The sequence below is a fragment of the Nonomuraea rubra genome (assembly GCF_014207985.1).
GTDB classification, from domain to species: Bacteria; Actinomycetota; Actinomycetes; order Streptosporangiales; family Streptosporangiaceae; genus Nonomuraea; species Nonomuraea rubra.
In genome coordinates this window covers 3,349,047-3,363,363 of the sequence record NZ_JACHMI010000001.1, presented here as the reverse complement: position 1 = coordinate 3,363,363, position 14,317 = coordinate 3,349,047, and the positions used below count along the sequence as shown (strand labels likewise).

8 protein-coding genes are annotated in these 14,317 nt (G+C 74.8%); 3 read left to right on the top strand and 5 right to left on the bottom strand.

Translation table 11 applies throughout. The features are described 5' to 3' along the window. Positions 1 to 69: 69 nt before the first annotated feature. From HD593_RS15295 to HD593_RS15280, 4 genes are all read right to left on the bottom strand, one after another. On the bottom strand, positions 70 to 2,334 hold the full coding sequence (locus HD593_RS15295; RefSeq protein WP_185102799.1) for a transglutaminase TgpA family protein: 2,265 nt from the start codon (positions 2,332 to 2,334) through the stop codon (positions 70 to 72). Next, a complete protein-coding gene (locus tag HD593_RS64320; RefSeq protein ID WP_221524773.1) occupies positions 2,331 to 3,497 on the bottom strand; it encodes a DUF58 domain-containing protein in 1,167 nt (388 codons plus the stop codon). Before HD593_RS64320 ends, HD593_RS15295 begins: the two co-directional genes overlap by 4 nt. A 73-nt stretch (positions 3,498 to 3,570) precedes the next feature. Then, positions 3,571 to 4,581 (bottom strand): AAA family ATPase, encoded by a 1,011-nt coding sequence (locus HD593_RS15285; RefSeq protein ID WP_246546547.1) that lies wholly within the window; start codon positions 4,579 to 4,581, stop codon positions 3,571 to 3,573. Positions 4,582 to 4,594: 13 nt separating this feature from the next. Next, positions 4,595 to 6,697 (bottom strand): fibronectin type III domain-containing protein, encoded by a 2,103-nt coding sequence (locus HD593_RS15280; RefSeq protein WP_185102798.1) that lies wholly within the window; start codon positions 6,695 to 6,697, stop codon positions 4,595 to 4,597. Positions 6,698 to 6,863: 166 nt separating this feature from the next. Between HD593_RS15280 and HD593_RS15275 the strand changes: the two genes are divergently transcribed. Genes HD593_RS15275 through HD593_RS15265 form a run of 3 tightly spaced genes read left to right on the top strand, consistent with a single transcriptional unit; the run spans position 6,864 to position 12,903 of the window. Next, positions 6,864 to 8,060: a hypothetical protein gene (locus HD593_RS15275; protein WP_185102797.1), complete on the top strand. Its 1,197-nt coding sequence runs from the start codon at positions 6,864 to 6,866 to the stop codon at positions 8,058 to 8,060. Next, positions 8,060 to 9,520 carry a hypothetical protein gene (locus tag HD593_RS61330; protein ID WP_246546543.1) on the top strand — a complete coding sequence of 487 codons (1,461 nt, stop codon included), beginning with the start codon at positions 8,060 to 8,062 and terminating at the stop codon, positions 9,518 to 9,520. Before HD593_RS15275 ends, HD593_RS61330 begins: the two co-directional genes overlap by 1 nt. A gap of 17 nt (positions 9,521 to 9,537) precedes the next feature. Continuing rightward, entirely contained in the window at positions 9,538 to 12,903 is a 3,366-nt protein-coding gene (locus tag HD593_RS15265) for a coiled-coil domain-containing protein (RefSeq protein WP_246549835.1), read from the top strand. A gap of 9 nt (positions 12,904 to 12,912) precedes the next feature. On the opposite strand, the gene HD593_RS15260 is transcribed toward HD593_RS15265, so the two are convergent. After that, positions 12,913 to 14,277: a citrate synthase gene (locus HD593_RS15260; RefSeq protein WP_185102796.1), complete on the bottom strand. Its 1,365-nt coding sequence runs from the start codon at positions 14,275 to 14,277 to the stop codon at positions 12,913 to 12,915. Positions 14,278 to 14,317: the final 40 nt, after the last annotated feature.

Here is a 14,317-nt window from a genome sequence, read left to right as displayed (position 1 = left end):
GGAGGCTCATCGCGGGCGAGGAGGGGGCATCGCGGGAGCTGGCGGTCGCGCAAGGCGAGTGCGGACGGATCATCGCAGGAGGAGGCGGGCGCGGAGGCGGGTCAGGAGGGGCTTGCGGGTGCGGGCGGCTTTGCGGATGGCGTCGCTGTGGTGCCAGGCCTCGGTGGCGGCGGCGTCGGTGACGCCGTCCGGGGCGTACCGCACGAAGTTGGAAATTTCGGCCAACGGATGGAGATGTACGGAAATCTCGCCAGGCTGGCGGGACACCACGTCGCCCGCCGTCAGCGCGTACTCCCTGCCGAGCCCCAGATCGTCGCACGCCTGCCGCCACGCCCCCAGCACCCGCTGCGCGGGCTCCCTCGCGCTGCGGCGCCCGTGCCTGCGCCGCCACGGCACGACGGCCACCACACCCCCGTACGCCGCCAGCAGCCCGCCCGCCGCCACCGCCGCGACCAGCCACGGGTCAGGCCCGCCCGCCGCCCGCTCGTCCCGGTCGGCCGCCTGCGATTCGGACGTCTTCGGCCGGTCGCTGCCGCCCTTGGCGAGCTCGCCCTCCAGCTTCTCGCTCTCCTCGATCGCCGAGGAGGCCACCTCGTGGTCGTCCTTGGCCCCGCTGCGCCCCGGTGTCGGATAGAACGGCCGCCACCCCAGCCCTTCGAACCTGATCTCCGCCCACGCCATGACGTGTCCGGACTTGACGTGATAGACGCCGCCGGACTTCTCGCCCGGCCTGAACCCGACGACCACCCGCGACGGCAGCCCGAGCGTCCTGGCCATGAGCGCGAACGTGGCCGCGAACTGCTCCGACGTCCCCCGGTGCGTGGTCTGCAGGAAGAACTCCAGGCCCTTGAGCGAGTGTCCGGGGGGCGCGGTGACGTCGTAGGCGGCGTTCGTGCGCAGGTAGCTCTGCAGCCGGTACGCCTGCCGGATCGGCTCGCCGGCGCCCTTGACCGCCTGCTGGGCGAGCCTGCGGAAGAGCCGCTCCTGGGGCCCGTCGGGGAAGGCGGTCAGGCTCGCGTCGCGGGCGGGGGCGGCGGCCAGGAGGTCCTGCTTGGTGGGCCGGGGCACGCGGGAGGTCACCTCGTAGCTGAACCCCTTGGCCGGCTTGGTGCCGGCCAGCAGCGACCCGCTGGCGGGGTCCACGGTCAGGCCGCGCACGCCGGTGACCTGCTCGGGGCGTTCGGCGGCGGGCAGCCAGGTGCCGGGCAGGCCGCCGAACGTGATGCGCTGGCGCACCACGTCCGCGGCGCCCGTCCACTCGCCCTCGGGAACCCGGCCTCCGGTGGGCCGGAAGCGGGCGCCGGAGGTCCAGCGGACGCCGTCGTACCGGTCGAGCACGGCCAGGCGCCAGTTCTGCGGCTTGCCTGCCTCGACGGTGAACAGCTCGCGGTCGGGGATCTGCAACCACGCCGAGACCCGGTCCAGAGGGCTGACGCTGTCCACGCGGGCGGGAGGGGGGAGGTCGGCGTCCTGGCGCGGGTTGTACGGCTCCGCGGCGATGGGCAGCAGCGGGGCCGCCACCAGCGCGAGCCCGGCCAGCGCGGCGGCGGCCGGGATCCCGCCCAGCAGCCAGGCCGGGGAGCGGCCGTCGCGGATCAGGGCCAGCGTGGCCATCAGCACGAACAGGGCCGCCGCCACCGGCAGGTTCGAGCCCTCGCCGTCCACGCCCAGCAGCAGCGCCACCCCGTAGACGGCCAGGGCGGGGAGCGCGGCGGCGATCCTCGTGGCGGTGCGGGTCAGGGTCTCCGCGCCGATGGTGGCCGCCGCCCAGACCAGGGTGTGGACGAGGACCAGCAGCTCCGGCTCCGGCTGGGCGGGCAGCAGGGTGGTGAGCAGGGCGTGCCAGGCGTTGGCGACGTCGGCGGGGGCGGTGGCGGACAGCGTTCCGTACAGGGGGATGGTGCCGGCCAGCCAGAGGACCAGGTCCAGCGCCAGGGCCAGCCAGAGGGGGCGGGTGCGGGTCAGCGCGGCGACGGCCGCGGGGGCGACGGCGGCGGGCACGACGGCCAGGAGCAGCCCGGTGCCGGGGAACACCCGGTGAAAACCCCATCCCGCCACCCCGGCCAGCGCCGCGACAACGGCAAGCCCGGCCGCCCACCGCCACCACGGCCCACCCTGCACGGCCCCGCGCCGGGCCGCCCCGTACCGGGCGGCGCTGCCCGGAGCGGCCTCGCTCCGGGCGGCGTCGTGGTGGGCGGCGTCGTGGTGGGCGGCGTCGTGGTGGGCGGCGTCGTGGTGGGCGGCGTCGTGGTGGGCGGCGTCGTGGTGGGCGGCGTCGTGGTGGCCGTCTCCCTGCGGGACCGGTCGGGGGATGCGCCGCGTGCCCCTGGTCATCGGGAGCTCCAGGCCGCGGGCAGCTCGTCCAGGGACGTGATCGGCACGACCGTCACCCCGGGCGGGCCCGCCGGGGCGGGGCCGGGGCCCACGTACACGCAGATGACGCGGTCGAAGCGGCGCCGGGCTCCCGCGATCCGCCCGGCCTCCGACGGGTCCGCTGTCACCAGGACCAGGGACCCGCCGCCCCGGGCCGTTCGCAGGGCCTCGGTGACGCCGGACGTGCCGGGGCGGACCAGCGCGAGCCGGTCCAGGACGGTCTCGGCGTCCGTCTTCGTGTCGGGCAGCGGCCCGTCGCCGGTGACGACGCGTACGGGGAACCCGGCCCGGGCGGCGGCGACGGCGGCCGAGGCGGCGGCGTCCACGGCCGGCTCCGTCAGGCCCCGCGTGTCGAGCAGGACCGTCGTGGTGGGCAGGCTGGCGTCGATGAACTGCCGGACCATCAGGGTGCCCGTGCGGGCGCTGGAACGCCAGTGCACGTGGCGCAGGTCGTCGCCCAGGACGTACTCGCGCAGGGTGTGGAAGGTGACCGTGCCCGCGGGCGCGTTGTCACTGGCCGGCCCCTCCAGGTGGTGGGCCTTGCCGGACGGCGGGACAGGCAGGGCGACCGTGCGCGGGCGTACCAGGAGGGTGACGGGGCGGCCGTACTCGCGCAGCCGGCGCGTCAGCCCGAACGGGTCGGCGCGCACGAGCACGAGCGGCCCGACCGGGATCTCACCTCGCGTGTCCGTCGGCAGCGGGTACGACACCGTGCGCACCGCCCCCTTGGGCAGCCTCGGCAGGTCGACCGTGTGCTCCGACGCGCCGATCCGGTCCTGGGCGCGCAGTCCGGACAGGCCGCGGCGGCCGAGGTTGGTCACGGTCAGGACGGCCACGGCGGCCTCGCCGCGCGGCACCTTGAGCGGGGTGACCTCCCTGCGCACCTCCAGCAGCGGCTTCGGAGCGGTCCACGCCAGCGCCCCGGCCAGCGCGAGCACCGCACCCGTGGCCAGCACGACAGGCTCGGGATAACCGAGCGCGAACCCGGCGGCGTACAGCACCACGGCCCCTGCCAGCGTCCCCCAGCCCAGCGGCGTAAGCACGCCGGCCAGCCGACCGCGCAGCGCCGACGCCGGCGGCTGCGCGCCGGTCGGCGGGGTACGCGGCGCCTGCGCTGGGTGCACGGCGGTCGGCGGGGCGGGCGGGGCCGGCGGTGGGTGCGCGGGGGTGGGCCCGGGGGTTGGTGGGGGCCGCACCTCAGGCCGCCTGCGGCACCGGCATCCCGGCGAGGATCTCGCCGAGCGCGGCCGCCGCGGTGACCTCGCGCAGCTCGGCCTCCGGCGTGAGGATCAGGCGGTGCGCCAGCACCGGCACGGCCAGCGCCTTCACGTCCTCGGGCACCACGTAGTGCCGCCCGGCCGCGGCGGCCTTGACGCGGGCGGCGCGCAGCAGCGCGAGGCTCCCCCGGGGGCTGGCGCCGAGCCGCAGGTGCGGGCTGGTACGGGTGGCCCCGCACAGCGCCACGATGTAGTCGTAGACCGGGTCGGCCACGTGGATGCGCGAGGCGAAGTCGATCATGCCGGCCACGTCGGACGACCTGGCCACCACCGGCAGCCGCTCGACCTGCGGCCCCGTCGGCATGCCCTTGAGCACCTCGACCTCCGACGCGTGGTCCGGGTACCCGACGGAGATCTTCATCAGGAACCGGTCGAGCTGCGCCTCGGGCAGCGGGTACGTGCCGTCCATGTCCACCGGGTTCTGCGTGGCCACGACGAGGAACGGCCTCGGCACCGGATGCGGCTCGGCGTCCACGGTGACGCGGCGCTCCTCCATCACCTCCAGCAGCGCGGCCTGCGTCTTCGGGGAGGCGCGGTTGATCTCGTCGGCGAGCACGATGTTGGCGAAGACCGGCCCCTGGTGGAACTCGAACTTCTGGTGCGCCTGGTTGAAGATCGACACGCCGGTGATGTCGCTGGGCAGCAGGTCGGGCGTGAACTGGATGCGCCGCCACTCGGCGTCCACGCTGGCCGCCAGGGAGCGCGCGAGCGTGGTCTTGCCGGTGCCGGGGACGTCCTCGACCAGCAGGTGCCCCTCGGCGAACAGGCAGATCAGGGCCAGCTCGATGGCCTCGTGCTTGCCGCGGATGATGCGCTCGATGTTGCCGGCCAGGAGCTGGAAGCGCTGCGCGAACTGGCCGGCGAGCTGCTGCGGCTGCTCGTACGTCAGCGGCGGCTGCTGGAGCTGGTCCTGGTAGTTGTACTGGGTCAACTGAGTCCCCTTCTCAGTCGGTGCACTCGAAGAGCGGCCCCTCGGGGAAACCGCCGTCCGGAGTCGCCACCAGAGTGTCGTTCAGGTAGCCGTTGCCGTACTGGCTCTCGATCCGGTTCCAGATGTCGCTGGACCTGCCGGTCGAGGAGTCGGTGTACGAGGAGCCCTTGACCTGGCAGATCACGGTCAGGGTGATGTACTGACCCTTCGGGATCGTGCCGGCCGTGCCGCTGGTCGACGGGCCTGGGCGGATCAGCGTGTTCGTGTCGTCGTTGCTGGCGTTCTTGTACTGCTGGCGCGGGTAGGCCAGGTCCGCCTCGGCCGTGGCCACCTCCGGGCTCTCGCCGGCGGCGTTCCTGGCCTTGAGCTTGAAGGTGTGCTTCTGGTTGTTCGCCAGCCCGCTCACGGTGAACGACGTGCCCTTGATGCCGCTGCTGGTGGCGGCGCCGGTCAGCTCGTACGTGGTGGCGTCGTCGGCGCCCTCGGGGGCGGTCCAGGTCAGCTCGGCGCCGCGGTTCTTCGCCTTGGCCGCGAAGGCGGTGGGCGAGCCGGGCGCCACGCACGGCCGCACGCCGGCGCTGGGCTCGGACTCGACCCCGCCGCCCTGCCAGTGCGCGACCACGGTGAAGGTGTACTCGTTCGCGCAGTCACCGCCGGTGAACTCGAACCGGAACGGCCCGTCCGCGTCCACCGACTGCGGCGTGGACCTGCCGTCGCCGGAGGTCTTCAGCGTGTACCGCTCGACCTCGCCCCCGGTGGAGGCGCTGAACGTGACCGTCACCTTGCCGGGGCCCGACCTGGCGGTCACGGCGCCGGGCGCGGAGGGCGCGGTCGCCGACGGCTTCGTGCTGGGGGTTCTGGTGGGGGTCTCCCGCGTGGGTGTCTCCCGGGCGGGGGTGGTCGTGACCGGGTCCGGGTCGGGGTCCGGTTCCCGTTCGGGCGGGGTGTCGGGGCGCGTGGGCTCGGTGCTCGGGGTCGGCCGGGGCTTGGGGGTGTTGGACGGTCCCGGTACGTCGGAGTCGCCCTTGTCGACGTCGTGCTTGCGGCCTTCGGGGTCGATGACGACGGCCTTGTCGCCGTTCTCGTCGTTCGCCCAGAGCAGGCCGTCCTTGACGAACACGTCCACCGGGCCCGGCTCCCGCGCCACCTGGAGCGTGGTCGGGCGGCCGCCCGCCGCGCTGTCCCAGACGATCAGCGCGCCGCTGCCCTGGTCCGGCACGTACACCTTGCTGCCGAGCACCTGCGGCACCCCCAGCCCGGACGGGTCGCCGGTGGCGAGCCTGGTGCTGAGCACGGAGTTGGAGGCCGTGTCGACCACGACGAGCAGCCCCGAGTCGCCGGGCGCCAGGATCGGCACCAGGGAGCCCTCGGTGGCGGCCGGGGTGAGCGCGCCGCCCTTGGCGGCCCTGGCCACGTCCTTGGGCAGGGTGATCTCGCCGACGCCCCCGTCGGAGCCGATGGTCGTGGCGGTGGCGGCCCTGGTGTTGACCACGACGGGCAGGCCGCCGGCGATGGTGACCGACAGTTCCTCGCCGGGCTCGCCGACCTTGACCGGGGTGGCGGCGGTGCCGTTCGTGACCGGGACGACCTGGCCCCGCGCCGTCACCGGCACCCACAGGCGGCCCCCGCCGTCGATGCGGGCCGCGCCCAGCGGGCCCGGCAGGGTCAGCGCGGCGCCGGCGGTGTCCAGCGTGGCGGGGTCGATCCGCTGGACCTTGCCCGCGGCCGGGTCCACGGCGTACGCGGTGTTCCCGGACATGGCGAGCTGCATCCCGGCCGCGCCGAGGTCGCGGGTCTCGGTGACGCTGAGCTGGCTGGGCTCGACGCGGCTGACGTACCCGGTGCGGTCGTCCACCAGCAGGACGTTGCCGCCGTCCTGGACGACGCGCAGCCGTCGGCCCGCCTTGTCGTCGAGGTAGCCGTCCACCTCGCCGGACAGGCCGTTGACGTGCACGATCCTGCCGCGGGCGGCGGTCCACAACCAGGCGCCGACGTCGGCCAGCTTGGGGTTGGCGCTGGAGACGCCCACGCCGAACCACGCCGCCGCGGCGACCAGGATCACGGCCGCGACTCCGGCCGTCACCGCCGTGCCACGATCGCCGCGGAGCACGCTCACCTCGTTACCCACCCCGGTTTGTACGACTAGGGAGCGTTTCGCCCCGGAATAACGGGCATCACCCTAGCGCCCGGACGTCCCTCACGCGTATGTACCGGCTGGTAGCCATGGGAGAGCCGGTGCGCGAGTGCCAAGAGTGTCGGTGCGAAGCCGTACCTTAGAGCCCGTGTCCGAACAGCCCCTGACCCTCGACTCCGTCCTCACCGACGAGGCGGTCCTGTCGACCTACCGCCGCATGTTCGCCGCGCTGGCCCGCGACAGCGGGGCGGTGGTCGACGATCCGGCCCTGGTCGACATCGCCGAGACGCTGTTCGCGGCGTTCGCGGAGGCGGGCGAGGAATGGCTGACGCACGAGCAGATGCGCTTCGCCTGCCGCGCCTACCCCACCGACCAGTTCGACAACCGGCTGCGCGTGCTCAAGGGGCTCGGCGCCATCCGCGAGGTGTTCCCCAAGCCCAACCAGCTCCGCTACCGCGCCTCGTTCACCAGCGTGGTGGGGCTGATGTTCATCAGGCGGATGATGGACGACGGCGGCCAGTCCGAGATGCACCGCCTGCTGGCGCTCGAAGACCTCAACGTCGCCGACCCGCGCACCACGATGGAGGAGGCCAGGCAGAGCGCGCTCAATCTGGCGCGGGCGTTCCGGCTGTGGGCGCTGGAGCTGATCACGCTCACCACCGGCACCATCGAGGAGCTGCGCGAGCAGGCGCCCAAGCTGTGGGGCACCGAGGAGATCGCGCGGCGGGCGCAGAGCCTGCACGGCACGATCCTGACCCGCTGGCCGGAGCTCGACCGGGTCTGCACCGACCTGCGGGCCGCCATCTACGCCTACAGCGACGCCTCGCGCCGCGCCGCGGGCCGCCTGGCCGACTCGGCGGGCACCACGCGCAACCTGACGCTGCTGCCGACCGAGACGTGGCGCACATTCGCGCAGACGGCGCCCAGGGAGCGGCTGGCGGCCGTGCTCGACGGGTTCCTCTTCGACGCGCCCGCGCCCTGGCACGATCCCGCCGCCATCGCCAGGGCCGTCGACGAGGCCCCGCGCCCGGCCCCCGCCCAGCCCACTCCCCCGCGCTCCACGCTGCCCGACCCCGGCCCCGAGTCCTCGCTCGACACCTCGCCGGGCGCCGCGCTCGAACGGCTCACGCAGATGGCCGAGTCGCTGCTGGGAGAGTCCTCGCGGGTGGCGCTGGCCGACGTGCTCGGCTCCGACTGGGTCGCGGCGCGGCGCATGCTGGCCGACCTGACGACCGTGGACCTGCGGCCCGAGCTGCCCTACCGGCTCGCCTGGGCCGACGGGCTGACCGTCGATCCCGACCGCGAGCCCGCCTGGCTCTCGCACGGCTACCTGGAGCGTGTCTGATGGATCAGCGGCAAGCGGCTGTCTCCCATGCGCTGGTGCGGGCCCACGGGCCCGTCCGGCTGGGCGCCGGGGTTCTCGCCGCCCCCGGCATGATCCGGCTGACCAGGCCCGACTCCACCGGCGACGCCCTGCCCGTGTGGCCCGACGGGGTGACGCCGTCGCTGCTGGACGAGCACCAGGTGGCGCCCGTGCCCGTGGAGCGGTCCGGCGAGACGCGGCGGGTGCTGGCGGCGGTGCTCAAGTGCTGCTGGACCGATCTGTCCGTGGATCCGTGGCCGGGCGATCCCGCGCCGGTGGAGCTGGTGCTCGACACGTACCGGGAGCTGATCGGGCGCACCGACGACCTGATGCGCAACTGGGCGCGGGGGGCGCTGCGGCGGCTGCACGACTCCGCCTGGGTGGTGATGGACGACGGGGTGGTGCTGCTCGGGCCGAGGTGTGCGTTGTGGCCGGTGGAGGCGCACGCGCAGCTGCAGGAGCTGGTGCGGCGGCTGCCCGAACCCGAGCGGCCCGAGCTGACCGTGGTGGGTGATGCCGACATCGTCGCGGCCGCGCGGGCGGGGGCGGAGAGCTCGCGTCCCAGCGGCCCTGCCGTCGAGGTAGCCGAGCCGCTTGCGGGGAGTGAGGCCGTCGCGGAGGCCGAGGTCTTTGCGGGTGCCGAGGTCGAAGCGGGGGCCGAGGTCTTTGCGGGTGCTGAAGTCGAAGCGAGGACCGAGGCGTTTGCGGGTGCTGAAGTCGAGGCGGGGGCCGGGCGGGTCGAGGGTGGGGCGGCCGAGTTCGACGATCTGCTGGGTGGTTACGACGAGCGGCGGCGGGCCGAGCTGGTGGCGGCGTTCATGGTGGTGGAGCATGCCGCCGAGCCGGTGCAGGAGGTGCGCTTCGCCGCCCTGCGCGACCCGGCGCTGCGCCGCACGCTGGGCGAGATGCTGGCCAGGCGCGGCCGTACGCTGATCCAGCATCGCGACCGCTGGATCTCCGGCTACGACGACGGCGTGGCCGCCACCGTCGGCGCCCTCCACGCCGCCGGCCTCGGTGCGCACGATGCCGGCGGTCCGCCTGGGGCCGCGCGCGGGCCGCTCGGGGCGGCGCGCGGGCCGCTCGGGGTGAGCGAGCGGGCCGTGCTGACGCTCGTGCTGGTGCACTCCGTGGCCATCCCGCGGGCCGAGGGGCTGCTGCCGGAGGACTCGTGGCTGTCGCCGCACCCGACGCCGGTCGAGGAGCTGCGCCGCCACACCCAGCTCCCGATCGGCGAGCTGGAGTCGGCGTTGCGGACGTTGCGGCACGCGGGGCTGCTCGGCCAGGTGAAGGCGGGTGAGGAGGCGGGCGGTTACGTGCCGGGGCCGCAGTTCCACCGGCTGACGGCGGCGGCGCGGCGGCGGCTGCAGGAGGAGCTGATCCTGGCGGCCGGGCCGAACACCCCGCTCGCCACGGCCGTGCTGGCGCGTAGATCCGCCAAGTAAGAGCGTTTCTGTGATGGATGGAAGGGTTACGGGGGTTCGAGGTGTCGCAGGTGGAGAACGTCGTCGGGGACCGGGTGCTGATCGCCATGCAGGCGGTCAACATCTCACGGTTGTCGACCCATCCCGTGCCCACCGTCCCCGGCACGCTCATCGTCGTGGCGGGCGCTGGGCCCAAGGACTCCAACGGGGCGGGCAAGTCCTCGTTCATCGCCTCGATCACCGCGCTGCTCGGTGACGAGCAGTGGCGCTTCGCCTCGGGCGCCAAGGCGGTGTCGGAGCTGCTGTTCAACGCGGAGCTGGCCAGCGGCGCCGGGGCCCGGCAGTGGGCCAGCGCCGATCACGGCTACATCGTGGGGGTCTTCGGGCCGCCCGGCATGAACGGCTTCGACCCCGTCCCTCCGCCGGGCGGCACCGATGGCCCGGCCTCGTCCTCCATCGGCGGCGGGGCAGCGGCCGACGGCACAGGCGCGGCGCTGGGCCGTGCGGAGGGTGGCGGCGGTGTGGCCGGTGGGACGGGCTCCGGTGACGGGCCGGTGGTCGCCGGTGACGGTGGCGGGGCCGAGCTCGTGCTCGGGGAGGCCGATGGCGGTGGCGGGGAGCTGTTCGAGGTGCCCGACACCTCGGGCGGGGCGCTGACCGTGTGGCTGAAGGTCAACCAGGAGGCGCCGCACCTGGAGATCCGGTGGCGGGAGGGCGTGCACCTGGCGGCGTCCCCGTCCGAGGCCGAGCGGGTGGCGCGGGCCGACGAGATCTGGGCGTCGCTGCCGAAGTCGGCCGGGCGGCGCGACGTCGTGGCCCGCGACCTGACCAAGGTGCTGTACGGCGACAAGGTCAGGTGCGTGTCGTTCCTGTCCACGTCCGTGCGCAGCAAGGTCGCCACCAACCTGCTCTCCCAGCCGCTCAACGAGATCTCCCCCGAGCGCGTCTTCGAGGCCATCGCCGCGCTCACCGGCCTGGACGCCGAGCTGGAGCAGGAGCGCGAGGCCCGCCGCGACGAGCACGCCAAGCGGGTGCGGGCGGCGCAGGCGGCCGAGCGGCTGGCCGAGTTCGAGTCGGAGTCGAAGGCGCTGCTGACCACGTTCGACCGGCGGGACCAGGCGCGCATCCGGCTGGCCGACGCGCTGCGCTGCTGGCGCGGGCGGCAGGCGCGCAAGCTGGCCGACGCCGCGGCCAAGGACGAGGCCCTGGCCGCCGACCTCGAACGGCACCGCGCCGCCGGCGAGGCGGCGGGCGAGGCGATCGCCATGGTCAAGGCGGAGATCGCCACGCTGCGCGAGGACACCCTCGACCGGCAGGTCTCGCAGGCCCGCAAGGAGCTGTCGGCCCTGCAGGCGCGGGCGGCCAAGCTCGACGCCGACCGCGCCGTGGCGGAGAACTCCGCCGACGAGCTGCGCGGGCTGATCCCGGGCCTGGAGGAGACCCGGCGGTTCGCCGACGGGCGGGACGTTCCCGCGGCCGAGCGGGAGCTGGGTGAGGTACGGCTGCGGCTCAACGAGGCACTCAAGGCCCTGGGCGTGGCCGACCAGGAGGTGGCCTCGGCACAGGCCGCGCTGGACGACGCCGAGGGCGGCCCGGCGGCGGCCCAGCTCAACGCGCTCGCCGCGGCCGGCATCGGGGCCACCGGCCTGCTGGACGCTCTGGACGTGGCGGAACAGGCCCGCGACGCCGCCCACACACCCCCGCCCGCCTTGCCCAGCTCTCTTACGGGCGCCGGCGGTTCTGACACGGGCGGCGGGCAGGCGCTGGGTGAGGCGCTCAAGGCGCGCTACGGCAAGGCGACCGGCGCGGCCTCCGAAGCGGCGTCCGCTGGCGCGCCCGGCGCCGGGGCGGCGGGTGCCGGGGCCGGGCTTGCGCTGGGTGAGTTGCGGGGGTGGCCGAACGAGCATGCCGTGATCGTGGACGCCGCCCGGCTCGACGAGGCCGCCGCCGCGCTGGCGGAGCTGCCCGGATCCGTGCTGGTCAGTGCGGCCGGGGTGAGCGTCGTGGGAGCGTTCGACGGGGTGGCGACCGGGCGGGAGGCCCGGATCAAGGCCGCCGAGCAGCGGCTCAACCGGGCCAAGGACGTTCAGGAGAGCGCGGCGCAGGCCGTGCACGACGGGGAGGAGGCCGTCGCGCAGGCGCAGCGGCGGCTGGAGGGGGCCAGGGCCGGGGTGCGGCTGGCCGAGATCGAGGCCAAGCTCGGCGAGCGGCGGGCCAGGCTGGGCGAGCTGAACGCGGCCATCGAGGAGCTGACTCCGAAGGTCGCCGAGGCCGAGAGGCAGGCGGGCACGCTGGACTTCCGGGCGCGTACCAGGGACATGGAGATCGAGCGGCTGGAGGGCCGCAGGCACCGGCACGAGTCCGAGCGGGCGCAGGCCCGCGAGCAGGAGACGAGAGTCGGGGCGGAGCGGGAGTCGCTCAAGCTCGGCGCGCTGGCCGCCGACTGGGGCGGCACGATCGAGACCGCCCGCGAATGGCTGGAGGCGCTGCCCGAGGAGGAGCGGCCCCGGGCCGCCGAGGAGTGGTGGCGGGTCGCCGAACGCCATCTCGACCAGGCGTTGCGCGACACGTTCCCGTCGGAGGACGAGGCGGAGATCCCGGAGGAGCTGCGGTTCCTGCTGAACGAGCGGGAGGGCAGCACGGCGCGGGAGCAGGCGACGTTCCCGGCGGTGTGCGGGGCGCTGGCGTCGTACCTGCGGGGGCAGGAGGAGTACGAACGGCACCAGCGGCGGCAGATCGAGGCGCAGCTCGTCTCCCGTCAGCGGGACCTGGCGGCGGCGGCCAGGGGTGCCGAGGAGGCGGCCCAGTCCACGGCCGTGCACCGGGCGGCGCTGACGGCGGCGATCAAGGCGCGGCTGGCGCGGGTGGCCGAGGAGTTCGACAAGCTCGACACCTCCTACGGCGGTTACGGCGCGACCCTGGAGTTCCCGGTGCCGCCCGCGCCGGCCGATCCCGAGCAGCGCTGGCAGTGGCGGGTGACGCCGAAGTGGCGGCGGGGCGAGGGGCAGGGGTTCGTGCCGTACAACCGGCGGGCCAACACGGCGCTGATGGACGAGAAGGCCGTCAAGCTGGTGTGCGCGGCGGCCATCGCGTCGTCCGGCGGCGGCCATCTGTGCCTCGTGCTCGACGAGCTGGGGCGCAACCTGGGCAAGGAGCATCGGCGGGAGGCCGTGGCGCTGTTCAGGAGGATCGGGGAGACGTACGGGATCACGGTGATCGGGGCGTTGCAGGACGACATGGAGCCGTACGCGATCGATGCCTGCGGGCAGTACATCAAGCTGCGGCGGTCGTCGGACGCGATGCCGTACAACGAGCCGCCGGTGATCGTCGGGCACGACCAGCACGCGGAACGGGTCCGCGCCCTGGCCGCGTACGTGGACCGGGGCACGCCCGCCCTCGCCTGACCGGCGACCTCAGGTGATCGGCGGGCCGGTGTAGGAGGCGCGGAGGCGGAGGAGGGAGCCGCGTTCGTACTCCTCCATGGCGTGGGCCAGCCAGCCCGCCGTCCTGGCCACCGCGAAGATCGCCTCCCCGGCGCCCGGCACCATGCCGCTGACGGCGGAGAGGGTGGCCAGGGCGAAGTCGATGTTGCGGTCGGGCAGGCGGCGGCGCCGCATCTCCGCCAGCACGGCCTCCCCCGCCGCGATCCGCCCGTGCCCCGGCGCGGCCTGCTTGATCAGGTCGAGCAGGGCGGCGCCGCGGCCGTCGCCGTTCTTGTAGACGCTGTGGCCGAAGCCGGGGATGCGCTCGCCCCGCCGTACCCGTTCGGCGATGACGCGGGCGGCGTGACGGGGCTCGGCGATCTCGGCCAGCAGGCGTTCTGCGCCGTACGACGCTCCGCCGTGCAACGGGCCGCCGAGGACGCCGAGGCCGGTCAGGACCACCGCGTACGGGTCGGCCTTGGCGGAGGCGGCCACCCTGGCGGCCAGCGTCGAGGCGGCCAGCTCGTGGTCGGCGAGCAGCACCAGCGCGGCTTCCATGGCTGTGAGCAGGGGTGGGGTGGCGGGGTGTGGGCACAGGCGGGACCACAGGCGTTCGGCGATCGAGTGCCCCTGGGGGTCGCTCAGCGGGGGCAGCGCGTCCACCAGGCCCGCGATCAGCCGGCGGCCGGTGGCGGTGACCGAGCCCGGGTCGAGCTGGTAGCGGAGGGTGTCGGACGCGCCGAGCACCGTGGTGATCACCTGGAGGCGGTCGAGGGGCAGCAGGTCGTCCGGCAGCGCGCGCTGCGCGGTGATGGCGGCTTGCAGTGCTTCGTCGGGCTCGCACCGCCAGGGCTCACCGGCCCGCCCGGCACGCCTCGCCGCACCGGTGCCGTCGGCGTGCGTCACCGCGCCAGGCTTGCGGCTGCTGTCGGCGTGCGTCGCCGCGCCAGGCTCGCCGCTGCGCCCCGGGTCCACCGTTGAGGCCGGTCCAGCGCGTAGGTGCGCCACCGAGTCGCCGGCGGGGGGTGGGCGCCAGACGGCTGGGTCGCCGGTCCAGAGCCACTCGGCGACCGTCTCGAAGGCGGCTGTCCCCGCCAGGGCCGGCACGTCGATCCCCCGGTAGTACGGCCGATCAACCCCCAGGGCCGTCACCGCCGACTCGATCACCAGCTCCGGCGGCTGGCTGCGGGGCCGGCCCCGGCGGGCGAGGCGCTCGATCTCCTCGGCCGAGAAGAGGCTGCGCCGCCCGTCCTCGCCGTGCCGCCGCCGCAGCACCCCCCGGCTCACGTACGCGTACAGCGTGGCGGGCTTGACGCCCAGCCGCTCCGCCGCCGTGGCCGCGTCGATCCACTCCACCGCCGCCCAGCCCTCCCATAGTTGACGAAAATCAATATTG